The following is a 24549-nucleotide window of genomic DNA, read 5'->3' on the forward strand; positions in this document are numbered from 1 at the left end:
AGCAATATGACGCCGCGCAGCACACGTATTCTGGGCAAATCGTTAGTCGTGACCGCAATCGCAGTCGTCGCGACCTTCGGTCTGTCGTTTACGGCGAGAGTTGCGCTGCAAATGCCGATCGACTGGCTGAGTTGGGTGGAATGTGCCTTGATCCCCATTCTGATCGGATTGCCGGTCAGCGCCTATATCTTCAATCAGTCCGAAACGATCCAGGATACATGTGACAAGTTGGAAAAGTCGCATACGGCCTTGAAAGAGGCCCACGACAGGCTGACGTTCGTCACGAGCCACGATCAGATGACGGGACTCCTCAGTCGCGGTGAATTCATCGCAAGGATGGACCGAAGGCGCGATGAAGGAGAATACGACACGCTCCTCCTGATCGATCCGGATCACTTCTCCTCAGTCAATGACGAGCACGGGCATTCCAAGGGTGACGAGACTTTGCTTCGGATTGCAAAGGCGCTCATCTACACGACACGCCCCGGCGACTCGATTGGCCGCCTTGGTGGCGAAGAGTTCGGGGTCTTGCTGCGAGACGTGCGCAAAGAACGCGCGATTACAATCGCGGAGAACATTCGTCGGCATATCGAGGGATTTCCCCGGATCAAAGGGCAACAGAACGGCGTGAAGGTGACTGTCAGCATCGGTGGTGCGGAGATCTCTCGCGATGGAGATCCTCAGGATGTCCTACGCGCTGCCGGGCGGTGCCTTTTTGACGCGAAACAACGTGGGCGGAACCGTGTTTCCTTCGACCATCAGTCATTCAGGTCGCAAGGTTTGGTGAGCGAAGCACGCAGCAGGTAGCACCCAACGAGCAGCGCCTGGCAGGCCGAAGCGATAGGCATGCGGGTTATGGCGCGCCCATGCCAAGTAGCTTCAGGCGATTCCCCAACCTCCCTGCCGCTCAAATCCGGGTCATTGAGCCTATACAGTATGCCATCGGCCTCTGACAGCTTCAGGCCACCAACAGAACTCCGTCGAGAATTGCCCGAACATATCGACCTGCCCCGCTATGCGACTCGCGAAGCGCGCTTCCGCGGGACGCGTTCGATATGTCGCGCGATGGTTGCACGAATGCGACACCAACCGGAAAATTAAGGCGCTCTCAACGTTATTGCTGGTTAGTGCTCAACTCTGGGATGTTTCCACCAGTATAGGTTTGAGTCGCGCAGAATGGATTGGCATATTAGCCGTCCGTAATACATAGGGCGGGGGTGCGATATGCTGGAATTGCTCGATCGCGAGGTGATCCATCGGCACGCTCGATCTGGCGAAGATACTGGTCCATCCGGCCTTGGCGTACCTGGAAATCTTGGAAGCGCAGCCTTCGATTGGCACATTCTGCGCGGCGGCCGCATGACAAAGTGGAAGGGCGAGGCGGCGAGCTACGCGCCCAATGCGGCGCAGCTCGTCGCGACTGTGGCGCGCGCGTGGAGCGCCCGGCTGCTGCCGGTAGCGCTGCTGATGGGGCTTGCCGCAGGTTCGGCCAGCGGCGCCGACAGATACTGGGACCCCAACGGCACGGCCCCCGGACGCGGCGGCACGCACCTGGAACACGACGGGGCTTTTCTGGAGCCCGAACAATGACGGCACCAGCGGCCCGTATACTTTCTGGAGCAATGGCGCGCTCGACGACGCGATCTTCGGCGATGCCACCACCGGCTCGGGATTTGTCGGTACGGTGACGCTGGGCGCGCCGATCACCGTGCACAACATGACTTTCGAGGACGACACGCTCACGCCCTTCGTCGAGACCGCGTACACGATCACCGGCAGCACACTGACGCTCGGCGGCGTGACCCCGACCATCAATGTGATTGGCACCGCCACCGACATTGTCACCATCGACTCGATCGTCGCCGGCACGGCGGGCCTGACCAAGACCGGCGGCGGCATCTTGGCGCTCACCGGCGCCAACACCTTCAGCGGGACCATCACCGTCAATGCCGGCAGGCTGAGCGTCAATGGCGATGGGGCGCTTGGAAACGCCGCAAATGGCCTGACGATGGGGGCCGGCACCGGCTTGCTGAGCACAGGGGCGCTCAGCGCCACCCGAGTGGTCACAGTGAGCGGCCAGGTCGACGTGCTTGATACTTTGGTGGCGGCGAATGGCGTCGGCTCGGCGCGCTTCACCGGCACCGGCGGGCTCAATATCGGCAACAACGTAAGAATGACCAACGACGCCAACGATTACACCGGCCCGACGGTGTTTTCGCCCACCAACTACGCCACCAGCAACTATTACTTCTCCTCCATCGCAAATCTCGGCGTGGCGAGTTCGCTGGGCGCGCCAGTGACAGCCGCCAACGGCTTGATCACGGTAAATTCCGCCGGAAACTCCGCCGGCCTCGCCCACTATACCGGCGATGGCGACAGCTCCAACCGCAATTGGCAACTGAATACATCCGGCTTCGGAAGGCCGGCGATCATCAATGACGGCAGCGGCACCTTGACGCTGACCGGCACTATCGCCGCGAACGTGGGCGCCACCTTCTGGCCGCCCGCGTCGGCGCCGGGGGCCATGTGCTAGGCGTGGACATATCCGAACCGCTGATCGGCAGAGCGCGCGCGCTAGCGCCGCAGGATACGCCGGTCCTGTTCCAGGTGGCCGACGCCAGCAGCACCGAGTTGCCCGAGGGCGCATTCGACATCCTGTTCTCGCGCTTCGGAGTGATGTTCTTTGACGATCCTACAGCGGCCTTCACTCATATGCGTGCGCTCAAGCCGGGCGCGCGGGGTCGCTTTCGTCTGCTGGCGCGGCATGGCCGAGAACGATTGGGTGCGCTTGCAGATGGGCGCGCTCAAGGGCATCCTCCCGCCGACGGCGCCGCCCGATCCCGAAGCGCCCGGCCCGTTCTCGTTTGGCGACCAAGGGCGGGTGGCGCGTATTCTAACGGCGGCTGGCTTCACCGATGTCGCTATCGCGCCGTTCGATGCCTCCATCCCGTTCGGCGAGGGGGGGACGCGGGACGCGGCGATCGACGACGCGGTGGAGATGACACTCGAGGTCGGCCCGCTGTCGCGCGCGCTCGCTGATCAGCCCGACAACATCCGGGCCCGCGCCTCGGCCGCGGTTCGTGCCGCCTTCGCGGACTGCCCCCGGTGAGCGGTCGGTGATGATCGACGGCGCGGCGTGGATCGTCACCGCGCGCAATCCGGCAGGCTGACGGGGATTAACAGGGGGGAGACGCCCCGTCTCGATGGCTCGGCGTCGGCCGTGACGCGATCGACCCGCACTGCTTGCGGCCGGAACGCAGAGGAGATAGGGCGGCGGGCTTTTTTCCCAGGCCGCACCGCTGCCATTGGTTTATATCGCGCTCATCGGCGACTACCTCTGGAACGAAATTGACCGCCCCCTCGAACGATTCAGGCCAATCCGCGCCAACCAATTCAATCCAAACAAGTCAATTTCCCTTAGCGGGTATTAGTGCAGTAATGCCCACAGAGCCCCTTGATGCCTGCACGGGCGCGGCGGCAACCGGCTGGACCTCGGTCAGGTAAGACAGCACGGCAGGGGGTAGCGCTGCGGAATTGGGCGCATAGATGCCGCAACGCGAGATAAGACTCCTCTTGTTGACGCGTTTCCCCAGATAGTGCCAGACGGTGCGGGTGGCGTAGGGCAGATTGTTGGCTCGCCACGATATGCCCATAGTAATGCCCCGCAGGTAACGCCGCTGGTACGTTTCGAACGGCATGAGGATCGTCTGTCCAAAGGTTGGAGCCTCGCCGCGCGTCAGTTCCGTCAGGAAGATGCGCTCGTGGCGATACGCCGCGAGCCCGACGTACCGTGAACGCTGCACGATGCCGTTTTCGGTATCTTCGATGCGCTCAAGCGTGGAAACCAGAACTTGTCCGCCATTTTCGCGCAGGTGAGCGCAGGCGCAGACGATCCGGCCAGGCCAGGACAGCGATGTGTGCCACGCCTGGTAGAATCCGAGATAGGGTTCGAGTGCATGCAGGTCGCCCGGAAAGGCATCCGCCAGCGGGCCTGTAAGGTCGGCATGTCGGCGCCGCTCTCCCAATTTGCTGCGGAACACGCCCGGAGGAAGGTCGAAATCGGCTGGTTCGAGGCCAAAGGCTGCCGCAATCGTCAGGAGATTATGGGCGGAAGGAAGGGTTCCTGCATTGAGGTAGCGGTTGAACTGCTGCCGGTTGATACCGATGGTGCGGCATAGATCGGATACCGATCTGTGCGTGCTGCAGGCGAGTTTCAGGTTGCTGCTGAAATTGGCCCATGGCTTGCTCATGGAGACAGTATAAACTTGCTTAAAAACGCTTCAAGCGACGAAATTGCGTTGCCGCGGGCTCTGCCTAGTATCGGCCACAAGGCTTCAGTCCAAAGGGGAACCCAATGAGCGCTTCCAGCAGGTTGTCGAGTCTCTCACGCCGTGATCTTCTTCAAGCGGGGGCGGCTCTGGGCCTTGTCGCAGCCGCAGGCTCGCTGGCGTCACCGGCCGCGGCGCAAACGCCAGTGCGCGGCGGACAGTTGCGGTTGGGGCTCGATGGCGGCGCCTCTGCCGACACGCTCGACCCGGCCCTGGCGTCCGCCAGCGTCAATTTTGTGATCGCGCATTGCTGGGGCGATACGCTGGTCGAATCCGATCCCAACACGGGCGCGGCGGTTCCCTCGCTGGCCGAATCCTGGTCCCCGTCGGCCGACGCCAAGGAGTGGACCTTCAAGATACGCAAAGACGTTCGTTTCCACGATGGCAAGGCATTTACTGTTAGCGATGCAGTCGAGACCTTGCGCCGCCACGCCGGAAAGAAATCGCAATCGGGCGCACTCGGCCTGCTGTCCGGGATAGACCGCATCGAGGAACGGTCGGGCGACATGGTGGTGACGCTGAAGGAAGCCAATGCTGACTTGCCGCTGATATTTACGGATTATCATCTTCAGATCCAGCCAGGCGGCGGCGTGGAAAAACCTGCGGCAGCGATCGGCACCGGTCCCTACAAGCTGGCTGCGTTCGAGCCGGGCATTCGTGCTGCTTTCGAAAAAAACACCGACGACTGGCGCCAGGACCGGGGCTACGTCGACAGCGTCCTTATTACCGTGATGAACGACCTGACTGCCCGGACCAGCGCCTTGCGATCCGGTCAAGTCGATTTCATCAGCACCGTCGAACCCAAGATCGTGCCGTTGCTGAAGCGGGTTCCGGGCGTCGAGATCCTGCGCACCTCCGGCAAGGGGTTCTATTCCTTCCTGATGCATTGCGACACCGCGCCCTTCGACAACAATGATCTGCGTCTGGCGCTCAAATATGCGATAGACCGCGAGGCTATCCTCAAGGGGGTTCTGGGCGGGTTCGGCACCATTGGCAATGATTACCCGATCAACGCCAACTATGCGCTCGCGCCTGCCGATATAGAGCAGCGCAATTACGATCCCGACAAGGCTGCATTCCACTTCAAGAAGTCCGGCCTTCAAGATCCAATCCTGCTGCGCACCTCGGAAGCGGCGTTCCCCGGCGCGGTCGATGCGGCCCAGCTTTTCCAATTGAGCGCGGAAAAGGCTGGTATCAAGATCAATGTGCAGCGCGAGCCGAGTGACGGCTACTGGTCGGAAGTCTGGAACGTCAAGCCGTTCTGCACCTCCTTTTGGGGTGGTCGTCCGACGCAGGACGCGCGCTATTCCACTTCCTACGTTTCCAACGCGGAGTGGAACGACACCCGCTTCAAGCGGCCCGACTTCGACAAGATGGTGGTGCAGGCGCGCGGTGAACTGGATGAGACCAAGCGGCGCGTACTTTACCGTGACATGGCGCTGATGGTGCGAGATGAGGGCGGCCTGATACTGCCGGTGTTCAACGACTTCATCAACGCCTGCACGAGCCATCTCAAGGGTCTTGTTCCCGATATTGGCAATGACTTTTCCAATGGCCGCATCGCCAGCCGGGTCTGGCTGGAGGCTTGAACCGGGAAATGATCGTACCTTTCCGGCGGCGGGATAGTGTGCTTGCCACCGCGTGGAGCTTTGGTGGTTGATCGCATGACGAACAGGAATTTCCGTGTCATTGAAAATTTCCGTGTCATTGAAAATGAGTGGATCATCCTCAAAGACGACACCCGGCTCGCCGCGCGCATCTGGATGCCCGAAACGGTTCCTGGCGGGGTCCCGGCGGTGCTCGAATTCCTGCCCTATCGCAAACGCAACGGCACCGCCGCGCGTGACGAGTCCACCTATCCGGTCTTCGCGGCGGCCGGCATCGCGGGCGTGCGTGTCGACATTCGCGGTTGCGGAGAATCCGACGGCGTGATCGATGGCGAATATACCGCGCGCGAGCTTGCCGACGCCGTCGAGGTTATCGAATGGATCGCTGCGCAGGACTGGTCGAACGGCAATGTCGGCATGATGGGAATTTCCTGGGGCGGGTTCAACGCGCTTCAGGTCGCGGCTCTCAAACCGCCAGCTCTCAAGGCCGTGATTTCCCTGTCGTCCACCATCGACCGCTACAATGACGACATCCACTACAAGAATGGCGCGCATCTATCGGCGCAACTGTCATGGGCGGCGACGATGACTGCCTTCCAGTCGCGGTCCCCCGATCCCGATCTCGTCGGAGAACGCTGGCGCGACATGTGGCTCGAGCGCCTGGAAGGCGAGCCGTTCTTCATGGAGGAGTGGCTGTCCCACCAACGCCGCGACGACTTCTGGCGTCACGGTTCGGTCTGCGAGGACTTTGACGGTTTTTCCGTTCCCGCACTGGTGATTGCCGGATGGGCCGACGGCTACCGCAACACGCCCTTGAAGGCGGTCGCCGGGATGCCGGAAATGGCCTGGGGCCTGATCGGTCCATGGGTTCACAAGTATCCGCATTTCGCCTATCCGAAGCCCCGCGTCGATTTTCATGCCGAGGCAATTTCATGGTGGCGGCATTGGCTGTGCGCAGAAGACAACAAGGTGGAGCATACGCCGAGGCTGCGTGCTTATATCCTGGACGGGCCGCGACCCGGCCGCCGGCGCGAGACCGACCCGGGCTATTGGGTTGCCATGGACAGATGGAACGTTCCCGACACACTCGTCCTTAGCCTGGACGCTTCGGGCAGGCTCGCCCGGGGCACTTCATCGCATGCTGAAGAAAAAATCCTCCTGCACTCTCCTCAAGATACAGGCACCGCTGCGGGAGAGTTCTTCACGCTGAAACCGGATTCGGAAATGGCCGGCGACCAGCGTATCGACGATGCTGGATCGATCACCTTCGACAGCGCGGTCCTTGCTGAGGAATGCGTCGTGTTTGGCCAGCCGCTCGCAAAGCTGTCGCTTTCCAGTGATGCCAACTTTGCCAACCTTGCCGTCAGGCTCGTCGACGTCCATCCCGATGGTGCGGCGACGCGCGTCAGCTACGGTGTGCTCAACCTCTCGCATCGCAACGGCAATGCCGAACCACAGCCTCTGAAGCCGGGCGAGACGGTCGAAATCGAGTTGATGCTCGATGCGTGCGGCTACCGTTTTGCGCCCGGCCACCGTCTGCGTCTGTCCTTGTCGAGCGCCTATTGGCCGACGATCCTGCCCCAGCCCTGCGACGCAACGCTGACGATCGATCTTGCCACGCTGCGATTGGAACTGCCGCTGCTTGGCGAGCATCGCAGGGTCGAAATCCCGCAGCCATCCAATCCCGATCCTCTGCCCTGTTACGAGGTCCTGACGGACGGATCGTCGGACCGCTCTGTTGAACGCGATCTGCAAAATGGCGTGACGCGCTATCGGGTGCACGAGGACACAGGTCTTAGCCGCCATCCGGGCAACGGCTTGTGCACGCGCGACATCCGCCAGGAGGTATGGTCGATAGCGCCCGATAACCCGCTGTCGCTGACGGCAGAGGTCCGCTGGACGTGCTGTGCCGAGCGGGAAGGCTGGCGAACGCAGAGCCATTGCACCACGCATCTCTCCTGCACGGCGACCGAATGGGTGATTACGGAGCGGGTTGAAGCACTGGAGGACGGGAACAAGGTGTTCGAGCGCGAGCGCAGCGCTCGAATACCGCGCGACCATATGTAAGGGTGAGCTACATAAGGGGTGAGCTACGGCCGGCGCAATCAGGGTGTTCACCGACATCAAATCGGGAAAGAACGTGGACCAGGCGGGCCTCACCGACCTTCTCGCCTATGCCAGGCGACGCTCGCTATCGTCCGCCTCGATTGTCTTGTCGTGACCGTCGCGACCTGCTCCGAGCGTCCGTGGCCGCGCCGGTCATGCGCGACCACGCGATAGCCTTTCGACAGGAAGAAAAGCATCTGCGCGTCCCATTCGTCGGAGCTGAGCGGCCAGCCATGGTGAAAAACGATTGGCTGGGCGTCCCCGGGACCCCAGTCCTTGTAGAAGATCCGTACGTCGTCGTCGGTCGTGACAAAGCCCATGGATTTATCGCTGACATCACAAGGCTTCCCTGTGAGGTGAGGATGGCGAGGGCCGGCAAACGGATCGAGTCCGACCCTCACCGAAATGCTCGCCACCCCGGCCGGGATCAGCCAGCTACTGGCGTGTTGAGAAGCTGCTGCTCCCAAAGATACGCGATGCCGCTGCCGCCGAAGTGCTGGATGAGAATCTCGGTCAACTCCTCGACATGCTCGGTGCGCGCCCAATCGCGTTGCCATTCGCCAGCGAGCGCCATCACGGTCATTACGTTCGCGCCGGCCGCGATCATTCGCTGGATGGCAACTTCGTGAGACTCCTTCGAAATCCCGCCCGACGCGTCGGTGATCACGGTCACGTCCCAGCCTTCGCCGGCGGCCTGAATCACTGGCATTGCGACGCAGACCTCGGTCCACAGGCCGGCGATGATCAACTGCTTGCGGCCGGTCGCCTTGACGACGTTCACCACATTCTCGTCCTGCCAGGTGTTCACCCAGGTGCGATCGATGACTTCCTGGTCTGGAAATACGTCGGTGATCTGCTTGAAGAGAAGTCCACCGCGCGCCGCGATCACGCTGGTGAGAATGGTCGGAACATTGAAGGCTTTTGCCAGCTTCGCCAGCGCGGCCGTGTTGTTGACGACCATGTGGGGATCGTGGCTGTTCAGGCTTGCGAGCTGATAAGGCTGGTGGTCGATCAGAACGAGGACCGAGTCTTCAGGACGAAGAAGCGAATCGAGGCCATTACGAAGGATCATCAAGACTTCCTTTCTCTGCTGCCATGGACGGCAATGGGTTCGACGGGAGACATGCGCCAGCAGGCGACGTTGCCTGGATGTAATTTGCTGTTCCCTTGGATGATGCGGTAGTGCCATAGTCAGGCAATCTGCGTCGCGAAATTAGGAACACCGAGTTGGACATCGAAGATCTGCAGACATTCGTCGCAGTAGCCGATGCAGGGGGCGTATCGGCCGCCGCGCGCCGGCTTGGCGTCTCCAAGTCAATTGTCAGTCGACGGCTCTTTCGGGTTGAAGCGGAGCTTGGCGTCCAGCTTCTTGCACGAACGACCCGCGGCGCCGCGCTCACGGAAGCGGGAATCACGTTCAGGGACCATGCGGCCCGGGCCAGCGCCGAGATCGACACCGCCAGGGAAACGATCCTCCCGACCGGCGACCTTCGCGGCCGCCTGAGGGTAGCCATGCCGCTTACTTTCGGCCCAACCCACTTCGCCCCGGTGATCGCGGAAATGGCGCGGCTGCACCCGAAGCTTCAAATCCATACCTCCTACAGCGATCGCTTCGTCGATCTCATTGCGGAGGGTTTCGATTGCGCGATCCGGGGCGCCTACCTTCAGGACTCCAACTTGATCGCGAAGCGCGTTGGGCCGATCCATGGAAAGCTTGTCGCAAGCCCGGATTACGTCAAAGCGCATGGGTCACCTCAGACGCTGGACGAACTCGTCACCCATCAGGCCCTCATGCAGGGAACGGAAGCCTGGCAGTTCATGGATGGCGGCAGGATCGTCACGGTTCAGCCGCAGGGCAGGTTCAAGGCCGACAGCGCCACGGCGCTTGCCGCTGCTGCTGCTGCAGGCCTCGGTATCGCCTGGCTCCCCGATTGCATTACATATGGATATGTGGCCTCCGGTGCATTGGTTCCGATCATGACACGCTATCCGGTACCTCCGGGGGCCGCGTATGTCGTACGCCCGCCGGGTCAGCATCCCGCGCGGAAAGTGCGGGTCCTCACCGAAATGCTGATCGAGTATTTCGCACGGAATCCGGAACTTTGGGGTCTCGACCCCTAAAACGCGAACCGTTCAAGGCCCTGGGCGGGCGCGGTGTCACCCATCCGGAGCGCACGTCAGCGGCCGCCCGAGGCGGTGCGAACAGCCTGTTCGGGATCCAGACATGGCTGGCTTTACCCGAGCCCCAACGGGCTCGTGGCTTCCTAGGCTCCAGGACGAAGCGGCCATCGCTCCTGAGGATGATTGCCATGGCTGCCTCGTGAGCCATCGGGCGGCGTTCCTCCCCCCGCAACACAGTTTGGCACTTCTCGACACTAATCGGGACCGATGTCGAACACCAAATCCCGGATCAGGCCGTCGAGCGGGTGTCGCATTCCTACGCGAACCAAATTGGATGCCTGAACAAAGTTGGTAGAAAAGGACGGACACATGATCGATCTGAGTGGGAAGCGTGCATTGGTGACTGGAGGATCGCGGGGCATCGGGGCTGCGATCGCGTTAGCACTGGCGGAGAACGGCGCCGACGTTGCATTTACTTATAGGCGCTCCGCCGAGAAGTCTGATGCGGTGGTCAGGTCCATCGAAAGCATGGGGCGTCGCGCAGTCGCCATCCAAGCCGACAGCGCCGCCCCGGAGGCCATCACGCGCTCAGTGAGCCAAGCCGTCTCGGCGCTCGGTGGACTCGATATCCTCGTCAACAGCGCGGCTATCGGCCACACCGGAACGATCGCCGAGATCGACGTGAACGACTATCAGGCCGTGATGGACGTCAACGTGCGAGCGCCAGTGCTGTTTGCGACAGCAGTTATTCCGCATCTCCCCGAAGGGGGACGCATCATCACGATCGGTTCGGCCCTGGGAGAGCGGGTCCCGTTCCCAGGAATAACGGTTTACGCGATGTCCAAAGCGGCACTTACCTCCTTTACCCGCGGTCTTTCGCGTGAACTCGGCCCGAACGGCATCACCGTGAATCTTGTGCAGCCCGGGGCGACCAATACGGATGCAAATCCGGCGGATGGGGAGGCTGCCGATTTCCAGCGAAGCCTGACGTCACTGGGACGCTACGCTGAGCCGCGCGAAATCGCGAACGCTGTGGTCTTTCTGGCAAGTCCCGCCGCGAGCGTGATCACGGGCGCCATCCTGACCGCCGACGGTGGCGCAACCGCCTGAGCAGACTTGATGTTCGCAAGCAGGCCAATTGCGTGCTCGGCAATGCATCGAGCGCCACACCCAGCCTTTCGCGCCAAGCCCCGCCCTTGACAGGGTCGGGCTGATGAATAAGCGCACCCGATTTACGCGGAGGAAAAGGACGACATGAAGGAGGCCGCCCTGGCGACTCCGCGTTGAGACTCAGGAGTTCAAGCTAACCGCTCAACCACACCAGCTAGAAGGAGAAATTCCCGTGAAGGTTCGCAAGTTCACCATCACCGACGCTGCGCTGGAGCGTTCCCCCGGACAGGACAGAGACGTGTTTGTGGGCAATCTGGTCGACCAGCGCCATGCCTCCCCGATCACCATAGGGTATGGGCGCTATGGGCCGAACCAGACACTGGAGGAGACGATGGCCGTCGATGATGTGATGGTCGTCCTCGAGGGGCGGCTGTCGGTGTCCGGAAAGTCAGGCAGCGTCACCGCAGGGCCGGGCGAAATCGTCCATATGCCCAAAGGCCAGAACGTCACGATCCGCTCGCACGAGCAAGGCGCGGTCACCGCCTATGTCACCTATCCCCACTGGCAGGAGGCGCGGGGGTAAGTCCTCCGGGGTGACGCGCAGTTCGACGTCCAGGCGGATCATGCTCATCCGAGTAGGCGTTGAGGTCTCGCCCGCGCAGATCTGGCGCGAGGCCTCTCCGCTTTGTCCCAGCGACGGCTCGCGCGCATCTGAGCTCACTATGAAGCCTGGACCAAACCTGCACGACGGGCTGCTTTCAAAAATGCCCTTCTTGCTTGTTGTGGGGCCCGCCATCCGTCCAGGGAGTCGCGGCAAGTGCGGCAGGCTGCTCGATAGCTTGGTCCTCTCGCCGATTCTGGCCAATGGTCATGAAGGCACTCAAGTGCTTCCCAACTGCTGGCGACCACCCGCTCCCTTGAGGGTCTCACGCGCAGTCTCACTGGTTCGGGAAATCGAATATCCCTCATGGTTTCCTCCGTTCCGACAGATCGATTACATCGATTTGCTGAAATGGCCTTCCGCAGCTAATCCGAAGGTGCCGACTGCCTTGGCCGCGACGATGTCGCCTGCGGCCTGTACAAGCAAATCCATGCGGCGGGCGAAGGCAACAAAAGTGCTGCGAGCGGTTTCGGCATCCACCTCGCCGGCGAGGGCTGCCCTACATGCATTGAGCGCGACGCCATGAGCAGGGTTTCGCTTCGATGGCGGCCATTCATCCAGCAGGACGAAGGCGTCTTTTACGCTTTGAATGTCGGTTGGAAACCCAAGACCCACGAGCACCCTCACGGGATGCTGAAATTGATTGTGTTCCATGTTTTCCTCCGTTCACGTGGTTAGCTCAATCGATCGGAAGCCTTTCCCACGGCGCGTGCGCGATAGTTGCGTGCGTCGCGCCTTAGCCTGCCGAACTCCCGTTTCCAGGAGGGCCTTTGCCGTCGGTAAGATTCCGCGCGGCCAGAAACATCACCGTGTATGCGGCTTTGCGCCGATCCCAACCCGCGGCCTCCGCTCTGTCGAGCAACTCGACCAGTATCGGGTCAAGCGCAACCTTCAGATCTGCTTCGTAGTTCAGATCGGTGGCCGCACGCGACGGCGGGGGGATTACGTTCAAGTTCATCACGTTCATGGCTCTACCCATTTGTCAGGGTGTCCGCGCCCACCGGGCGCGGACACAGCCGTTACCATCAGAAGTCCATGCCACCAGCCGGCATTGCCGGAACGGCGGGTTCCTTCTTCGGCTTCTCGGCAACCATCGCTTCCGTCGTTACCAGCAGGCCGGCAACCGATGCCGCATCCTGGAGCGCGGTCCGCACCACCTTTACCGGATCGATGACGCCCTCGTTGTAGAGGTCGCCGAACGCGTTGGTCTGTGCGTTCCAGCCCCAGCCGAATTCCGGCTTCTCGCGTAGCTTGCCGACGATGATCGAGCCTTCCGCGCCGGCGTTCTCGGCGATCTGGCGCACAGGCGCTTCGATCGCGCGGCGCACGATCTCGATACCGTGCTTCTGGTCTTCATTCTCGGCCTGCACGCTGTCCAGCGCCTTGGCCGCACGCAGAAGCGCTACGCCGCCACCTGGCAACACGCCTTCCTCGACCGCAGCCCGCGTCGCATGCATGGCATCGTCGACACGGTCCTTGCGCTCCTTGACTTCGACCTCGGTCGAGCCGCCGACGCGGATGACGGCGACACCGCCGGCGAGCTTGGCCAGCCGCTCCTGCAGCTTTTCCTTGTCGTAGTCGGAGGTAGTCTCCTCGATCTGCGCCTTGATCTGACTGACGCGGCCCTGGATCTCGCTCTTCGAGCCGGCACCGTCGACGATGGTTGTGTTCTCCTTCTCGATCACCACCTTCTTGGCGCGGCCGAGCATGTTGAGCGTGACGTTTTCGAGCTTGATACCGAGATCTTCCGAGATTGCGGTACCGCCCGTGAGGATGGCAATATCCTCCAGCATTGCCTTGCGGCGGTCGCCGAAGCCGGGCGCCTTGACGGCGGCGACTTTGAGGCCACCGCGCAGCTTGTTGACGACCAGCGTCGCCAACGCTTCGCCCTCGACATCCTCGGCGATGATCAGCAGCGGTTTGGACGACTGCACGACAGCTTCCAGCACCGGAAGCAGCGCCTGCAGATTGGACAGCTTCTTCTCGTGGATCAGCACATAGGGCTCTTCGAGCTCGACGCGCATCTTGTCCTGGTTGGTGATGAAGTAGGGGCTGAGGTAGCCACGGTCGAACTGCATGCCCTCGACGACTTCCAGCTCGGTCTCGGCGGTCTTGGCCTCCTCCACGGTGATGACGCCCTCATTGCCGACCTTCTGCATCGCTTCCGCAAGGAAGCGGCCGATCTCGGCGTCGCCATTGGCCGAGATGGTGCCAACCTGGGCGATCTCGTCATTTCTGGTCACCTTGCGGGCGTTGGTCTTCAACTCCTGGACAATCGCATCGACGGCCTTGTCGATGCCGCGCTTCAGGTCCATCGGGTTCATCCCCGACGCGACGGCCTTCGCGCCTTCCTTGACGATCGCCTGTGCAAGCACGGTCGCGGTCGTGGTGCCGTCGCCGGCAAGGTCGCTGGTCTTCGAGGCGACCTCGCGCACCATCTGCGCGCCCATGTTCTCGAACTTGTCCTCGAGCTCGATTTCCTTGGCGACGGTGACGCCGTCCTTGGTGATGCGCGGCGCTCCAAACGACTTGTCGATGACGACGTTGCGGCCCTTGGGGCCGAGCGTGACCTTCACCGCGTCGGCGAGGATGTTGACGCCGCGCAGCATGCGCTCGCGGGCATCGGAATGGAATTTCACTTCCTTGGCAGCCATTGGATCACTCCTTCAGCAGGTAGCTTCATTGACTGGATTGCGATTGGACCAGAGTTCGATCAGGCGGCTTTCTTGACCGTCGCGGTCTGCTCGATCACGCCCATCACGTCGCTTTCCTTCATGATGAGCAGATCTTCGCCGTTGAGCTTGATCTCCGTGCCGGACCACTTGCCGAACAGGATGCGGTCGCCGATCTTGACGTCGAGAGGCGTGAGCTTGCCGCTCTCGTCGCGGGCGCCTGGGCCGACGGCAATCACCTCGCCCTCCTGCGGCTTCTCTTTGGCGGTGTCGGGGATGATGATGCCGCCAGCCGTCTTCTCCTCGGCTTCGATGCGGCGGACCAGGATACGGTCATGCAATGGACGGAACGTCATATCGTTCTCCTTCAGGACAAACAGATTTTTGAGTTCCTCCACACCGGACCGGCAATATCGGGCCAGTGCGGGGCGCCGCGACCCTTTTTCAGGCATCGCGCGCATATCGAACTAGTTTTGCATTTTCTGCGTTTCAAGAGGTCGTTGAAAAAATTTTGGCACTCGGCATTCCGGAGTGCTAGCCGCATGAATTCATGCAGCTATTTTTGCGGGGGCGCGCGATTTTCAGGTCTCGAAATTCGGCCCGAACTCCACGAAATTTTTTACGGTTGGAGACCCCGAAAAGGGTCACCGCAACACCAATAATGCCAAGGAGATTGTTAGGAAGCGGAGACTGTCGATGGAACGAACTTTCCCAAAAAACATCCCCTCGATCGCCCCTGAAACCACCGATCTTTCGCTTGACCGCCTGCTGTTTCCGGCGCGGCACTTTAGCCACCCCGATGAGGTGGTGGGCGACCGCACGCTCGACACTCAGGAGAAGCGCGCCATTCTTGCCTCATGGGCTTCTGATGCTTGCGCCGTCGACTCCATGCCTGCGCTGCGAAAGCCACCGGGTGCTGCGAACCCGGTGACGTTTGACGCCGTCATGGATGCACTTCGCCGACTGGACGATAGGCGCGCCGAGGTAGGCTATGACCTCGAGGAACGGCGGGCCCGAGAACGCCCGCAAAGACTTGATGCCTGAACGCGCGCGATAGGAGAGACGCATGGTCAGCAGGCAATTCCGGCTGCAGATGGAGGGCTACGGTCTCACAACTGCGGAAATTCACTACCGCCTTCCCGATCATCCGAGCCTTTTGCAGCTCTACGTTTGGCAGGAATACGACCTGGCACCGGAATTCCCGACCCTCAAGGGGTTTCTGGATTATTGGGAGCGCGAACTCGAAGGAGCGCTGCATTCCGTGCGGGTCGCCCATCACCGCCTTATCCGGCCTTCCGAATGGCAGGCCGTAGACGGCATCTTCACAATTCAATAGCCGGGTCCGCTCCCCTTGAACTGGAAAGTGGCGTTTCCAATCTTTTTATGTGTCCAGCGCGGCTTGCCGGATATCGGGTTAGCAGGAGCCGAAGGATCGCATGGAAATTATGCTCTTTGAAAATCCGGTTTCCGCCGTTTGCCGTGGCGTTCGCCAAGCTAGCCGACATCGTTTGCCGGGAGCCGCGCACGGGGAGGCAAGATCCAGTTGCCCCACGGTTTGAAGGGAGGTCACTATGGAAAGCGCGACGTTCAAACAACCGGTTTTCGTAAGAGACGAGGGCCATGTTGTCCAAAAGATCGGCTGTGTCATGGATGCGATAGAGTTTCTGGAAGAATGGCCGGTTGAAAGGCGCGGCCTCCTCCACGCTGCGGCGTCGGATGCATGCTACGCCGCGTACGATGGCCGGAAGCCTGTGGAGGCGGCGAACAGGGCCTTTATGACCTGGGCACGCAGGGTCGCCGTCATCGAGGATCTGCCCGCGGCGCCGCAGTGGATGACAGGGCCGAAGATCAGCAAAATAGACCATCTTTAGATAGTCAGGGCTAGTGCTGCGGCGGCAATCTACCGCCACAGCATCAAAGCGGTGCGTCACCCGGGCAAGGGGAGCGGGAAGCCGAGCCCCTTGTCGTTGTCTGTCATATAGATGCCTCCAGCACGGACAACTTTCCAAGCGGATCGCACGACTAAGCACGTCTGCCTGAATGGCAGGACCTGCCGGCATCTTCACGCTTCGTCCCGGTTCCCTTGCGCTGCCACCCGTGTCCCGGCAATGGTCGTCCCTGGCTCATCAGCGCCTCATCACCGAAGGCCCAGGCCCAGCTTTCTCAATTCCTCGAGCGAGGCACCGGACGCGATGATCTCCGCAATCGTCACGTCGTCTATGAATCCGAGGACCGAGACGACGTCTTGGCGTGTCATAGCCATCCTTTTCCTCCGTTCGAAATACCTGCGAAGTAGATGGGGCATTCGCTGGAGAGCTTGCCACCCTGCCATTCGAAGGCGGTCGCGAGACTGCTTTAGCGTTCGCTCTTGACACGGCCGAAATCGATTCCCAACTCATCTTTGTCGGTCGCCGCGCAAGGGGCCGATGTGTCAGGGAGCGCCAGGCTTCTTGGCGTTCCCTCGTATCTATGTTGCTCCAAGGAGGATGTAGCTATGAGAACGAACCTGGACTTTTCCCCCTTCTATCGGTCGAGCATCGGCTTTGACCGCATCTTCAACCTGCTCGAAAACGCCAGCCCCCCGCAGAACGCGGATAGCTGGCCGCCATACGATATCGCCAAGCTCGGTGAAGACACCTATCGCATTGTCCTCGCGGTCGCCGGTTTCGGTGAAGACGAGCTTGCGATCACGCATGAGCCAAATATGCTCGTGATCGAGGGCGCCAAGACAGAGAACGACGGGGTTCAGTACCTCCATCATGGCCTGGCGTTAAGGTCGTTCGTGCGCCGCTTCGAGCTCGCCGATCATGTGACCATTGTCGGGGCAAAGCTCGAAAACGGTCTGCTGATCATCGACCTCAAGAAGGAAATTCCCGAGGAGATGAAGCCGCGCCGGATCGCGATTAATGTCGATACCGGCAAGAATGCGGCCTCCAAGGGCATTGAAAGCGCGGCGGCCTGATCTTTGGCGGTCGGCCTGTAGCAGACACCCGTCCTGTCGTGGATGGGTCCGGGTGCGACCCATAAAACGGAAAGGAGAAGGACAAATGAGCGTACGTGACTTGATTCCCTGGAGCCGTGGCGGCAGCCAGGCGCCGAGCATTTATCGCAGTGACGACATGGATCCGTTCCTGTCGTTGCACCGCAATGTCAACCGGCTATTCGACGAGGTGTTCCGCGGTTTTGACACGCCTTCGGTTCTGGGCCGCGTGCCTCCTCTCAATGGCACTTGGCCAAGCGTGGAGTTCTCGGAAACCGACAAGGAAATCCGGGTGACGGCCGAAATCCCGGGCCTCGATGAAAACGACGTCGAGGTCATGCTGGATGATGGTGTTCTGACGCTTCGCGGCGAGAAGAAAGCAGAAACCGAGGACAAGGACCGCCAGTTCAGCGAACGTTATTATGGGCGCTTTGAGCGGCGCTTCAGTCTCGGCCGTGAGGTTGAAGACGACAAGGTGGTGGCTACGTTCAAGAACGGTGTGCTCACGGTGACCCTGCCGAAGACCAAAAAGGCGCAGGCAAACGCCAAACGCATTGCAATCAACGGCAGCAAATGAGGTTCGCGAAGGAAGGCCGGGGCTCGTCGAGCCCTGGCCTCTGCAGACAGCGAGGATGATCAAATGGCGTCCGACAGCCTCAAACGAAAGAGCCGCATCATGTGATGCTGAAGCAACCCTTGCAATCCCAGGGAGGTAACAAATGACCAGTCTGGCTTTCCGTGCCCCCGTGCAGGTTAAGACCAGTGACGTGATACACGACATCAACTCGGTGCGGGAGGCGCTGGTATTCTTGAATCAATGGCCAAGGGCCCGTCGGGGACCGGTATACAGCTGCGCGGTGAGAAGCTGCAACGCCGCGATTGCTGGTCAGATGACAACCGATCAGGCGCGGCAGGCATTTGTCGGCTTTGCCAGGATAGCTGGGGTGCTGGCCAAATACGATTTTGCGCCAATGGCCGGGGCTGATCAAAAGCTGCGCGTTTCTGAGCGCGGTCCCTGACTTCAGTTCAGGGTTTCTCCTGGGAGCGTATAGGCCGTTTAATTCGACTTGACGGGCTCGGTCGCGGAAGCCAGACGGAACGAGACGGGAGGACTTCTGATTTTGGCCCACGAAAAAGCCAATAAAATCAATGATCTTAATGTGTCCTACAGGCCCCACCATTATAGTTTTCAACGCTTTAGCAGGCTGTTGAAGAAGTCCATTTGTGAGCGACGAAGTCTGCTTCGTCGCCGCCATGAAAGCAGATTTGTCCGTTGATAGAGCCGTCTGGTTGGATTTCAGCCCATCCATTGCCCTGGGCTTCGTCCATTTCGTCATTGCCAGTACTTCTTCAACAGCCTGTTAGAGGTGCTTCCGACCGAGTGATTCCGATGTTCCGTCGGGCGACGCCGGAGTGGCTTACGCCGCCGCATCCAGCGTATTGAAGGCGGCCCGGTGCGACGTGACGAAGTCCTGAACGGTCATCGGCGGCATGCCTGTGACTTCGGCGATGATCTTGTCGGCGCCCGAGAAAATGCCGTTCTGGTAATCGAGGGCGATGGCGCAGAAATGCTGGATCAAAAATTCCGGCAGGCCGAACTTTTCCAGGCGCTCGCGATAGGCGGGGATGGTCAGCGGCTGATAGCTGATCTTGCGGCCGAGCACCTCGCTGATGGCTGCGGCGATGCCCGGCTGATCAAGCTCGGTCGGTCCATGAAGCGTGTAGGTCTTGCCGACATGGGCGGCCGGATCGGCCAGCAGCACTGCGATCAGGCGGGCCTGGTCCTCGGCAGCGATGGGAGCATGACGGCCAGTGCCATAGGGCAAGTCGATGATGCTCTGTTCGACGATCGTCTTGCGCGCGAACGGATAGAGCAGCCATTGCGAGAAGAAGGTCGGCCGCAGATGGATGGTGGGAACGCCCGACCAGTCGAAGATCCGCTCGGCGATCCAGTGATCGCGCGCCGCATGACTCTCGGAGTCCTCGCGCGCGGAGATCTGCGACATGTTGATCACGGCCTTGAGGCCGGCGCGCCTGGCCGCATCGGCGAAATATGCCGTCGTCTGGATGATACCGGGACGGACAGGGTAGCAGAAATAGGCGGCGGTGGTGCCTGCGGCGGCGCGGATCACGTTGTCATGCTCCAAGAGGTCGCCCACCACGACCTCGGCGCCTTCGCTGCGAAGCGTCTCGGCGCGCTCGTCTTCCTTGTGGACCATCGCGCGGACAGCGTGGCCCTTCTCGAGCAGGCGTTGGACGGTGTAGCGGCCGGTCTCACCGGTCGCGCCGGTAACGAGGAACTTGTCAGTCATTTCTATCTCCTTGTTGGGCTGCATCATAAGTGTGTAATTACACAATTTTGGATAAAAAAGGGAACTACCCGGCGAGGTTCAACTCCAGGATTTCATCGCGCATGCGCACGGCACGATCCTGTCCAACCTCCCGCTCAAACGCGGCCTGGGCGTTTTTCCAGAGAGGAACGGCTTCCGTCACCTTTGCAACGCCCGAAGGGGAGAGCGTGATATCGAAAGCACGGCCGCTATCGGCTCTGCCGGCGACGACCCATCCGGCCGCCTGCAGCGGCTTCAGCGCGCGGACGAGAGTCGTGCGTTCCATGCTCAGCATTTCGGCGAGACGGGTGATCTTGAGGCTTTGGTAGGCTTCCAGCAGAGACAAAATCGAGAATTGCGAGACCGACAGTCCGGCAGGCGCCAGATGACTGTCGTAAAGACGGCTCAGATGCCGCGCGTTCTGGCGGGCGGCAAGGGCGTAACAGAGATGAGGACCAGTAGGTGTCGGCATGGGGCATATCTAAATGTGCAATTGCACAGTGTCAAGTCCGAACCTCGGCGCTCTACCTGCTTACCAGAGTCGGCACAACCCGGCTCCTCGGCTCATTGCTTGAAGTGCAATTACACACTAAGTTCGGGAACGTCGCAGTTGAGTCTGGAACGCGCTCACGCGGCCATCCCAGAAATCACGCCATCCGGAGAAACGACATGTCGAGCAGCAACGGAGAAAAGCACCCATTCCTCGATGATCTTGCCGATGACGCCGAACTGAGAGGGACGGTCCTGCGCCGTCCGGTTTCGGGTCGAGACAAGATCAAGCACCTGGTCGAGGCCGTCGGCACGCTCTACGCCTCGCAGACGCCCACCTTCTATGGGGCGATCGATCTGCGCCATTTCCTGCAATACAAGGCAACACTTCGCGCCGGCCTCGATCTGGAAGCGGTAGGCGTCATCGAGCGTGACGAGACCGGGCTCGTCCGGCGCGTGACGATGACGTTTGCGCCTCTGGACGCTGCGCTGTCGCTGTCGTCAGGACTGGGCGGCATCGTCGGGGACGAGTTTGGTGACGATCTCTTTTACAACGCGCCGGTGAACGAGGTCGCCGGGTCCTGATTGCCAGATCAGCATACGATCACACGCAAAGGCGCCGGGGCCCGGCTACGGCCAGCCCCCGGCCTATCGCACGCCATCAGCCGCGAAGGAACGCCAGCAGGTCGGCGTTCAAGCGGTCCTTGTCGAGATGCAGCAGTCCATGGGAGCCGCCTTCGTAGACAATGAGCTTGGCGTGCGAAACGAGCCCGGCGGTCCGTTTCGCGGAGATTTCCAGCGGGACGATCTGGTCGTCACTGCCGTGGATCACCAGCGCGGGAACGGTGATCTTCTTGAGGTCGTCGCGGAAATCGGTTTCCGAGAAGGCGCCAAGCGCGTGATAGGCAGCAAGAAACCCGGTTGCCTGTCCCTGACGCCAGTAGCTCTCCCGCAGGCCTTCCGAGACGTGCGCGCCCGGACGGTTGAAACTGTAATACGGCATGGTGACGTCGAGATTCCACTGCGACCGGTTTGCCTGCACGGCGGCGCGGAACGTATCGAACAGCTCCTTCGGCGCACCGTTCGGATTGGTCGCGGTTTTGAGCAGGAAGGGTGTCACCGAGGAAACGAAGGCGACCTTGGCAACGCGGCTCTGGCCATGGCGCGCGACATAACGTGCGACCTCGCCACCGCCCATCGAATGACCGACGAAGGTCGCATCGCGCAGATCGAGTGCCTCGACCAGTTGCGCCAGATCATCGGCGAAGGTGTCGTAGTCGTAACCGCCGGACGGCTGGCTCGACCGGCCAAAACCCCGACGGTCATGGGCGATGACGCGGTAGCCATTCCGCAACAGGAAGAACATCTGGTCCTCCCAGGCGTCGGACGAGAGCGGATAGCCATGGCTGAACACCACGGCCGGCCCGGTGCCCCAGTCCTTGAAATAGAGGCTGGTGCCGTCTTTCGTGACGAGGCGGTCGCCTGTGGCCTTGCCGGCGCGGGCAGGCGCGGGGGTCTTTGCATCGGCGGGGGATGCGCCGGCGCCAACTGCTGCAAGCCCGACGCTGGCGATGGCGACCCCTTTCAGCAGGTTGCGCCGGGAAGCGCTGTCGGGTGTTGAGATCGTGGACATGAGGGAACTCCGTGAGGTTATGCCGCCTGGCGGCGCGAGTGGCGAATGTGGTTGGACGTGTCCGCGCGATGTTCAGGTCGCGTGCGAGATTAGAAGCCGAGCCTGCGCAGATCCTCGGCGACGAACATATGGCCGCTACGGTTCTTGACGCTCGGCAGCTCGGAGACCTTTGCGCGCCAGGAGTTGAGCGCGGAATGATCGTCAGGGATGGCAATGCCGGCGGCGTCGGCGAACATCAGCCCGGCAAAGACTGTAATGTCGGCCATCGAGAACACATCGCCGGCGACGAACGACTGGTCCTGCAATACTCTGTCGAAATACTTCATCCCCGCGAGCGCCTTGTCGCGCTGGCGATTGCCCCACTCCTGACGGCCGGCCCATTCCGGGCTCTTGAAGGCCTGCAGCTTGTCGCCCAGGCCCGGCGTCGCATGATGAAAGTAGTTGCCGACCGCATCGAGCAACTCGGTCTCGGCCCGCTTCTGCATCATGTGGATGACGGCCTTTTCCTTCGGCGTCTTGCCGGTGAGCCGCGGATCGCCGTCGAGGTTGTCGAGGTATTCGGTGATGGCGGTGGCCTCCGCGATGCAGGTGCCGTCCTCGAGCTGGAGAACCGGCAGCACGCCCGAGGGGTTCTTTTCGAGGAAGGCCGGTTGTTTGTGCTCGGCGCCAATGAGATCGACGGAGACGAACTCGACCTGCGGTTCGAGACCCTTCTCGGCGAGCACGATGCGGATACGGGCCGGATTGGGAAAGCCCGGACGATCGAAGATTTTCATGGGAGGTTCCTTCTGTCTGTCTATCGATAGATAGATTGTAGTCGTCGTTTATCCCTTCCCTTTTGTCGCGTCAACAACTATCTATCGAGTGATAGGTATGGATCGACGATGGCTAAAACCAAAACGGATATGCGCGAAGCGGTCATGACCGCCGCAAGAGCGACGGTACAGTCGCATGGCTACAATGCGCTCAGCTTTCGCGAACTCGCGAAAGAGGTGGGGATCAAAAGCGCCAGCGTGCACTACCACTTCCCGACCAAGGGCGACCTCGGCGCGGCGTTGGCGCGTCGCTACACCGAGGAGGGGGCAGCATATCTCGCTGAGCTCCTGGCGACGTCCGAGGACGTGACCTGCTGCATGGACAAATATACCGAGATATTTCGCTCGGCTCTGGCCAACGACAATCGCATGTGCCTGTGCGGGATCATGAGCGCGGAACTTGACGACCTTCCCACGGAGGTTCGGACCGAGGTCGACAAATTCGCCGCTATGAACGTCGGTTGGCTAGCCAAGGTGCTCTCGCGGGCCAAGCCTTCCGCAACCGACCAAGACCTGCAGGAGCACGCGATGGCGATCTTCGCAGCCATCGAGGGGGCCCAGTTGGTCGCGCGCGGCTGCCGGGACATCGGCATTTATGACCGGACGATCCGAGCCTACCGAGCGACAGGTCTTGTCCCGTAACGGTCGATGCGCCAACTGCACGGCCAAACGCACCTGCGACGCCTCCCAAGATAGAGTTCCGCATGGTCGATGTCGTTGTGGCCGAGAACGTCCATCATCTGCCTAGGGTTGACGAACCAGCCGCTAGCATATTGATCTTTTGTAGAAAACGAGGACCCTCCGCGGCTAAAATAATCGTTATCCGCCAATAGGTTACGAAGCGGTTCGCCAAGGTCGACAAGAAACTGGTTCAGCCATTCGCCAATAGGGTCACCTTATACCGGATGGCAGCTTTGGGTCGCATCACGGTCGTTGGAGTGAAACTTTGCCCTGCCTGGAAGCGACATCGTCTGCGGGCACTCGGGCTGTCCGGAAATTTTCAGGCCACGTCCCGCCGAATTGGCTTGCGATCGTCAGTCGCGAACACCGCGCTCGCCTCGCTGACGATAGAGACATGGTCCCTGGCGGCCTTGCCCGCAGCCACGCTGTCTCCACGCATGATTGCGGTGACAATTAGGTCGTGTTCCTGCCAGGATTTGGCCAGCCGTCCGGGCAGCATGAACTGCGCGCGGCGGAAGGGTGCCAACCGGCTGCGGGTCATCACGGTGAGATCGTGGATATGCGTATTGTGGGCGCCACGATAAAGCCGGCTATGGAACTCGGTGTTGAAATACTCGTAGTCCTCCTCGGCGCCCAGCTGAACCATCCGCGCTGAAGCCTGGTGCTCGATCTCGAGCCCGCGGCGCTCGCTGCTGGTCATGCGCTCGGCCGAGAAGCGCGCGCAGATCGCCTCCAGTTCGGCCATGCTCTCGAACATCGAGGCGAGATGCTCCTGCGTCACGACGGCGACGATAGCGCCCCTGTTGGGTCGCCTCTCGACCAGGCCCATGGCGCTGAGCTGGCCAAGCGCCTCCCTGACCGGGGTGCGTGATACGTCGAAGCGGGCGGCGAGCGAGGCCTCGTCCAGCTTTTCGCCGGGGCGCAGGTAGCCGGTGACGATCCGGTCGCCGATCGCCCGCACCATCTGATCCACGGTCGTGCCCGACCTGATCAAGCTGCGCTTCCCCGACAAGTTT

29 protein-coding genes and 3 pseudogenes are annotated in these 24549 nt (G+C 61.1%); 19 read left to right on the forward strand and 13 right to left on the reverse strand.

Annotated elements, in window-relative coordinates:
• The first annotated feature begins 6 nt into the window (after positions 1 to 6).
• The 4 genes and pseudogenes from JQK88_RS02150 to JQK88_RS02165 form a co-directional block, all read left to right on the forward strand.
• Positions 7 to 807 (forward strand): GGDEF domain-containing protein, encoded by an 801-nt coding sequence (locus JQK88_RS02150; RefSeq protein WP_203277318.1) that lies wholly within the window; start codon positions 7 to 9, stop codon positions 805 to 807.
• 417 nt (positions 808 to 1224) lie between these two features.
• Positions 1225 to 1590, forward strand: coding sequence for a hypothetical protein (locus JQK88_RS02155; protein ID WP_203277319.1), 366 nt, complete (start codon positions 1225 to 1227; stop codon positions 1588 to 1590).
• Between the two features lie 127 nt (positions 1591 to 1717).
• The gene (locus JQK88_RS37355; protein WP_376740379.1) at positions 1718 to 2533 is read left to right on the forward strand and encodes an autotransporter-associated beta strand repeat-containing protein; all 816 of its coding nucleotides are present in this window, start codon (positions 1718 to 1720) and stop codon (positions 2531 to 2533) included.
• A pseudogene (locus tag JQK88_RS02165) lies at positions 2497 to 3170 on the forward strand (class I SAM-dependent methyltransferase); the annotation flags it as partial. The gene JQK88_RS37355 and the pseudogene JQK88_RS02165, both read left to right, overlap by 37 nt.
• Before the next feature lie 237 nt (positions 3171 to 3407).
• Here JQK88_RS02165 and JQK88_RS02170 read toward each other — a convergent pair.
• Complete coding sequence (locus JQK88_RS02170; protein WP_192259644.1) at positions 3408 to 4250, reverse strand: helix-turn-helix domain-containing protein; 843 nt, start codon at positions 4248 to 4250, stop codon at positions 3408 to 3410.
• A 104-nt stretch (positions 4251 to 4354) separates the two neighbouring features.
• Here JQK88_RS02170 and JQK88_RS02175 point away from each other — a divergent pair, with 104 nt between their 5' ends.
• Together JQK88_RS02175 and JQK88_RS02180 are read left to right on the forward strand one after the other, a co-directional pair.
• Positions 4355 to 5917, forward strand: coding sequence for an ABC transporter substrate-binding protein (locus tag JQK88_RS02175; protein ID WP_203277320.1), 1563 nt, complete (start codon positions 4355 to 4357; stop codon positions 5915 to 5917).
• A gap of 75 nt (positions 5918 to 5992) precedes the next feature.
• A complete protein-coding gene (locus JQK88_RS02180) occupies positions 5993 to 8002 on the forward strand; it encodes a CocE/NonD family hydrolase (RefSeq protein ID WP_203277321.1) in 2010 nt (669 codons plus the stop codon).
• 123 nt (positions 8003 to 8125) lie between these two features.
• Here the strand turns inward: JQK88_RS02180 and JQK88_RS02185 are convergent.
• Positions 8126 to 8361: pseudogene (locus JQK88_RS02185) on the reverse strand (alpha/beta fold hydrolase); the annotation flags it as partial.
• 107 nt (positions 8362 to 8468) lie between these two features.
• Entirely contained in the window at positions 8469 to 9113 is a 645-nt protein-coding gene (locus JQK88_RS02190; RefSeq protein WP_192259638.1) for an isochorismatase family protein, read from the reverse strand.
• A gap of 155 nt (positions 9114 to 9268) precedes the next feature.
• Here JQK88_RS02190 and JQK88_RS02195 point away from each other — a divergent pair, with 155 nt between their 5' ends.
• The 4 genes and pseudogenes from JQK88_RS02195 (at position 9269) to JQK88_RS02205 (ending at position 11855) form a co-directional block, all read left to right on the forward strand.
• Positions 9269 to 10162: a LysR family transcriptional regulator gene (locus tag JQK88_RS02195; protein ID WP_192259636.1), complete on the forward strand. Its 894-nt coding sequence runs from the start codon at positions 9269 to 9271 to the stop codon at positions 10160 to 10162.
• 20 nt (positions 10163 to 10182) lie between these two features.
• Positions 10183 to 10284 (forward strand): annotated as a pseudogene (locus JQK88_RS35940) (pirin family protein); the annotation flags it as partial.
• A gap of 247 nt (positions 10285 to 10531) precedes the next feature.
• Complete coding sequence (locus JQK88_RS02200; RefSeq protein ID WP_203277322.1) at positions 10532 to 11272, forward strand: SDR family NAD(P)-dependent oxidoreductase; 741 nt, start codon at positions 10532 to 10534, stop codon at positions 11270 to 11272.
• 232 nt (positions 11273 to 11504) lie between these two features.
• Positions 11505 to 11855, forward strand: coding sequence for a EutQ-related cupin domain-containing protein (locus JQK88_RS02205; protein ID WP_192260125.1), 351 nt, complete (start codon positions 11505 to 11507; stop codon positions 11853 to 11855).
• A 137-nt stretch (positions 11856 to 11992) separates the two neighbouring features.
• On the opposite strand, the gene JQK88_RS02210 is transcribed toward JQK88_RS02205, so the two are convergent.
• The 5 genes from JQK88_RS02210 to groES form a co-directional block, all read right to left on the reverse strand.
• Entirely contained in the window at positions 11993 to 12241 is a 249-nt protein-coding gene (locus JQK88_RS02210; RefSeq protein ID WP_192259632.1) for a DUF982 domain-containing protein, read from the reverse strand.
• A 25-nt stretch (positions 12242 to 12266) separates the two neighbouring features.
• Positions 12267 to 12587: a DUF982 domain-containing protein gene (locus tag JQK88_RS02215; RefSeq protein WP_192259630.1), complete on the reverse strand. Its 321-nt coding sequence runs from the start codon at positions 12585 to 12587 to the stop codon at positions 12267 to 12269.
• A gap of 82 nt (positions 12588 to 12669) precedes the next feature.
• Positions 12670 to 12900: a hypothetical protein gene (locus JQK88_RS02220; RefSeq protein WP_112562129.1), complete on the reverse strand. Its 231-nt coding sequence runs from the start codon at positions 12898 to 12900 to the stop codon at positions 12670 to 12672.
• 58 nt (positions 12901 to 12958) lie between these two features.
• Complete coding sequence (gene groL, locus JQK88_RS02225) at positions 12959 to 14587, reverse strand: chaperonin GroEL (protein WP_203277323.1); 1629 nt, start codon at positions 14585 to 14587, stop codon at positions 12959 to 12961.
• 59 nt (positions 14588 to 14646) lie between these two features.
• A complete protein-coding gene (gene groES, locus JQK88_RS02230) occupies positions 14647 to 14961 on the reverse strand; it encodes a co-chaperone GroES (protein ID WP_192259626.1) in 315 nt (104 codons plus the stop codon).
• Between the two features lie 340 nt (positions 14962 to 15301).
• On the opposite strand from groES, the gene JQK88_RS02235 reads away from it, so the two are divergent.
• The 7 genes from JQK88_RS02235 (at position 15302) to JQK88_RS02265 (ending at position 18950) form a co-directional block, all read left to right on the forward strand.
• Positions 15302 to 15649, forward strand: coding sequence for a hypothetical protein (locus tag JQK88_RS02235; protein ID WP_203277324.1), 348 nt, complete (start codon positions 15302 to 15304; stop codon positions 15647 to 15649).
• 22 nt (positions 15650 to 15671) lie between these two features.
• Complete coding sequence (locus tag JQK88_RS02240) at positions 15672 to 15941, forward strand: usg protein (protein ID WP_203277325.1); 270 nt, start codon at positions 15672 to 15674, stop codon at positions 15939 to 15941.
• A 235-nt stretch (positions 15942 to 16176) separates the two neighbouring features.
• Complete coding sequence (locus JQK88_RS02245) at positions 16177 to 16476, forward strand: DUF982 domain-containing protein (RefSeq protein ID WP_203277326.1); 300 nt, start codon at positions 16177 to 16179, stop codon at positions 16474 to 16476.
• A 623-nt stretch (positions 16477 to 17099) separates the two neighbouring features.
• Entirely contained in the window at positions 17100 to 17567 is a 468-nt protein-coding gene (locus tag JQK88_RS02250) for an Hsp20 family protein (RefSeq protein ID WP_203277931.1), read from the forward strand.
• Positions 17568 to 17652: 85 nt separating this feature from the next.
• Positions 17653 to 18162: an Hsp20/alpha crystallin family protein gene (locus JQK88_RS02255; RefSeq protein WP_192259616.1), complete on the forward strand. Its 510-nt coding sequence runs from the start codon at positions 17653 to 17655 to the stop codon at positions 18160 to 18162.
• Positions 18163 to 18304: 142 nt separating this feature from the next.
• Positions 18305 to 18604: a DUF982 domain-containing protein gene (locus JQK88_RS02260; RefSeq protein ID WP_203277327.1), complete on the forward strand. Its 300-nt coding sequence runs from the start codon at positions 18305 to 18307 to the stop codon at positions 18602 to 18604.
• 205 nt (positions 18605 to 18809) lie between these two features.
• Positions 18810 to 18950 carry a hypothetical protein gene (locus JQK88_RS02265; protein WP_203277328.1) on the forward strand — a complete coding sequence of 47 codons (141 nt, stop codon included), beginning with the start codon at positions 18810 to 18812 and terminating at the stop codon, positions 18948 to 18950.
• Between the two features lie 53 nt (positions 18951 to 19003).
• On the opposite strand, the gene JQK88_RS02270 is transcribed toward JQK88_RS02265, so the two are convergent.
• Positions 19004 to 19897 (reverse strand): NmrA family NAD(P)-binding protein, encoded by an 894-nt coding sequence (locus tag JQK88_RS02270; RefSeq protein WP_203277329.1) that lies wholly within the window; start codon positions 19895 to 19897, stop codon positions 19004 to 19006.
• A 64-nt stretch (positions 19898 to 19961) separates the two neighbouring features.
• Entirely contained in the window at positions 19962 to 20387 is a 426-nt protein-coding gene (locus tag JQK88_RS02275) for a MarR family winged helix-turn-helix transcriptional regulator (protein WP_203277330.1), read from the reverse strand.
• A 197-nt stretch (positions 20388 to 20584) separates the two neighbouring features.
• On the opposite strand from JQK88_RS02275, the gene JQK88_RS02280 reads away from it, so the two are divergent.
• Positions 20585 to 20989, forward strand: a complete 405-nt coding sequence (locus tag JQK88_RS02280; RefSeq protein WP_203277331.1) for a hypothetical protein — start codon at positions 20585 to 20587, stop codon at positions 20987 to 20989.
• Between the two features lie 76 nt (positions 20990 to 21065).
• Here the strand turns inward: JQK88_RS02280 and JQK88_RS02285 are convergent, their stop codons facing one another.
• Both JQK88_RS02285 and JQK88_RS02290 read right to left on the reverse strand, forming a co-directional pair.
• Positions 21066 to 22037 (reverse strand): alpha/beta fold hydrolase, encoded by a 972-nt coding sequence (locus JQK88_RS02285; RefSeq protein WP_203277332.1) that lies wholly within the window; start codon positions 22035 to 22037, stop codon positions 21066 to 21068.
• 89 nt (positions 22038 to 22126) lie between these two features.
• Complete coding sequence (locus JQK88_RS02290; protein WP_203277333.1) at positions 22127 to 22813, reverse strand: glutathione S-transferase family protein; 687 nt, start codon at positions 22811 to 22813, stop codon at positions 22127 to 22129.
• A gap of 108 nt (positions 22814 to 22921) precedes the next feature.
• Here JQK88_RS02290 and JQK88_RS02295 point away from each other — a divergent pair, with 108 nt between their 5' ends.
• Positions 22922 to 23494: a TetR/AcrR family transcriptional regulator gene (locus tag JQK88_RS02295; RefSeq protein WP_203277334.1), complete on the forward strand. Its 573-nt coding sequence runs from the start codon at positions 22922 to 22924 to the stop codon at positions 23492 to 23494.
• 358 nt (positions 23495 to 23852) lie between these two features.
• Here JQK88_RS02295 and JQK88_RS02300 read toward each other — a convergent pair whose 3' ends face one another.
• Positions 23853 to 24527 (reverse strand): GntR family transcriptional regulator, encoded by a 675-nt coding sequence (locus tag JQK88_RS02300; protein ID WP_192259606.1) that lies wholly within the window; start codon positions 24525 to 24527, stop codon positions 23853 to 23855.
• Positions 24528 to 24549: the final 22 nt, after the last annotated feature.

Source organism: Mesorhizobium caraganae (assembly GCF_016836705.1).
Lineage (GTDB): Bacteria > Pseudomonadota > Alphaproteobacteria > Rhizobiales > Rhizobiaceae > Mesorhizobium > Mesorhizobium caraganae.

What these genes read in the sequence shown, in the direction of transcription:
- JQK88_RS02150 (WP_203277318.1), top strand. Translation starts at nt 7, where the DNA reads ATGACGCCGCGCAGCACACGTATTCTGGGCAAATCGTTAGTCGTGACC.
- JQK88_RS02155 (WP_203277319.1), top strand. Translation starts at nt 1,225, where the DNA reads ATGCTGGAATTGCTCGATCGCGAGGTGATCCATCGGCACGCTCGATCT.
- JQK88_RS37355 (WP_376740379.1), top strand. Translation starts at nt 1,718, where the DNA reads ATGACTTTCGAGGACGACACGCTCACGCCCTTCGTCGAGACCGCGTAC.
- JQK88_RS02170 (WP_192259644.1), bottom strand. Translation starts at nt 4,250, where the DNA reads ATGAGCAAGCCATGGGCCAATTTCAGCAGCAACCTGAAACTCGCCTGC.
- JQK88_RS02175 (WP_203277320.1), top strand. Translation starts at nt 4,355, where the DNA reads ATGAGCGCTTCCAGCAGGTTGTCGAGTCTCTCACGCCGTGATCTTCTT.
- JQK88_RS02180 (WP_203277321.1), top strand. Translation starts at nt 5,993, where the DNA reads ATGACGAACAGGAATTTCCGTGTCATTGAAAATTTCCGTGTCATTGAA.
- JQK88_RS02190 (WP_192259638.1), bottom strand. Translation starts at nt 9,113, where the DNA reads ATGATCCTTCGTAATGGCCTCGATTCGCTTCTTCGTCCTGAAGACTCG.
- JQK88_RS02200 (WP_203277322.1), top strand. Translation starts at nt 10,532, where the DNA reads ATGATCGATCTGAGTGGGAAGCGTGCATTGGTGACTGGAGGATCGCGG.
- JQK88_RS02210 (WP_192259632.1), bottom strand. Translation starts at nt 12,241, where the DNA reads ATGAGGGATATTCGATTTCCCGAACCAGTGAGACTGCGCGTGAGACCC.
- JQK88_RS02215 (WP_192259630.1), bottom strand. Translation starts at nt 12,587, where the DNA reads ATGGAACACAATCAATTTCAGCATCCCGTGAGGGTGCTCGTGGGTCTT.
- JQK88_RS02220 (WP_112562129.1), bottom strand. Translation starts at nt 12,900, where the DNA reads ATGAACGTGATGAACTTGAACGTAATCCCCCCGCCGTCGCGTGCGGCC.
- groL (WP_203277323.1), bottom strand. Translation starts at nt 14,587, where the DNA reads ATGGCTGCCAAGGAAGTGAAATTCCATTCCGATGCCCGCGAGCGCATG.
- groES (WP_192259626.1), bottom strand. Translation starts at nt 14,961, where the DNA reads ATGACGTTCCGTCCATTGCATGACCGTATCCTGGTCCGCCGCATCGAA.
- JQK88_RS02235 (WP_203277324.1), top strand. Translation starts at nt 15,302, where the DNA reads ATGGAACGAACTTTCCCAAAAAACATCCCCTCGATCGCCCCTGAAACC.
- JQK88_RS02240 (WP_203277325.1), top strand. Translation starts at nt 15,672, where the DNA reads ATGGTCAGCAGGCAATTCCGGCTGCAGATGGAGGGCTACGGTCTCACA.
- JQK88_RS02245 (WP_203277326.1), top strand. Translation starts at nt 16,177, where the DNA reads ATGGAAAGCGCGACGTTCAAACAACCGGTTTTCGTAAGAGACGAGGGC.
- JQK88_RS02250 (WP_203277931.1), top strand. Translation starts at nt 17,100, where the DNA reads ATGAGAACGAACCTGGACTTTTCCCCCTTCTATCGGTCGAGCATCGGC.
- JQK88_RS02255 (WP_192259616.1), top strand. Translation starts at nt 17,653, where the DNA reads ATGAGCGTACGTGACTTGATTCCCTGGAGCCGTGGCGGCAGCCAGGCG.
- JQK88_RS02260 (WP_203277327.1), top strand. Translation starts at nt 18,305, where the DNA reads ATGACCAGTCTGGCTTTCCGTGCCCCCGTGCAGGTTAAGACCAGTGAC.
- JQK88_RS02270 (WP_203277329.1), bottom strand. Translation starts at nt 19,897, where the DNA reads ATGACTGACAAGTTCCTCGTTACCGGCGCGACCGGTGAGACCGGCCGC.
- JQK88_RS02275 (WP_203277330.1), bottom strand. Translation starts at nt 20,387, where the DNA reads ATGCCGACACCTACTGGTCCTCATCTCTGTTACGCCCTTGCCGCCCGC.
- JQK88_RS02280 (WP_203277331.1), top strand. Translation starts at nt 20,585, where the DNA reads ATGTCGAGCAGCAACGGAGAAAAGCACCCATTCCTCGATGATCTTGCC.
- JQK88_RS02285 (WP_203277332.1), bottom strand. Translation starts at nt 22,037, where the DNA reads ATGTCCACGATCTCAACACCCGACAGCGCTTCCCGGCGCAACCTGCTG.
- JQK88_RS02290 (WP_203277333.1), bottom strand. Translation starts at nt 22,813, where the DNA reads ATGAAAATCTTCGATCGTCCGGGCTTTCCCAATCCGGCCCGTATCCGC.
- JQK88_RS02295 (WP_203277334.1), top strand. Translation starts at nt 22,922, where the DNA reads ATGGCTAAAACCAAAACGGATATGCGCGAAGCGGTCATGACCGCCGCA.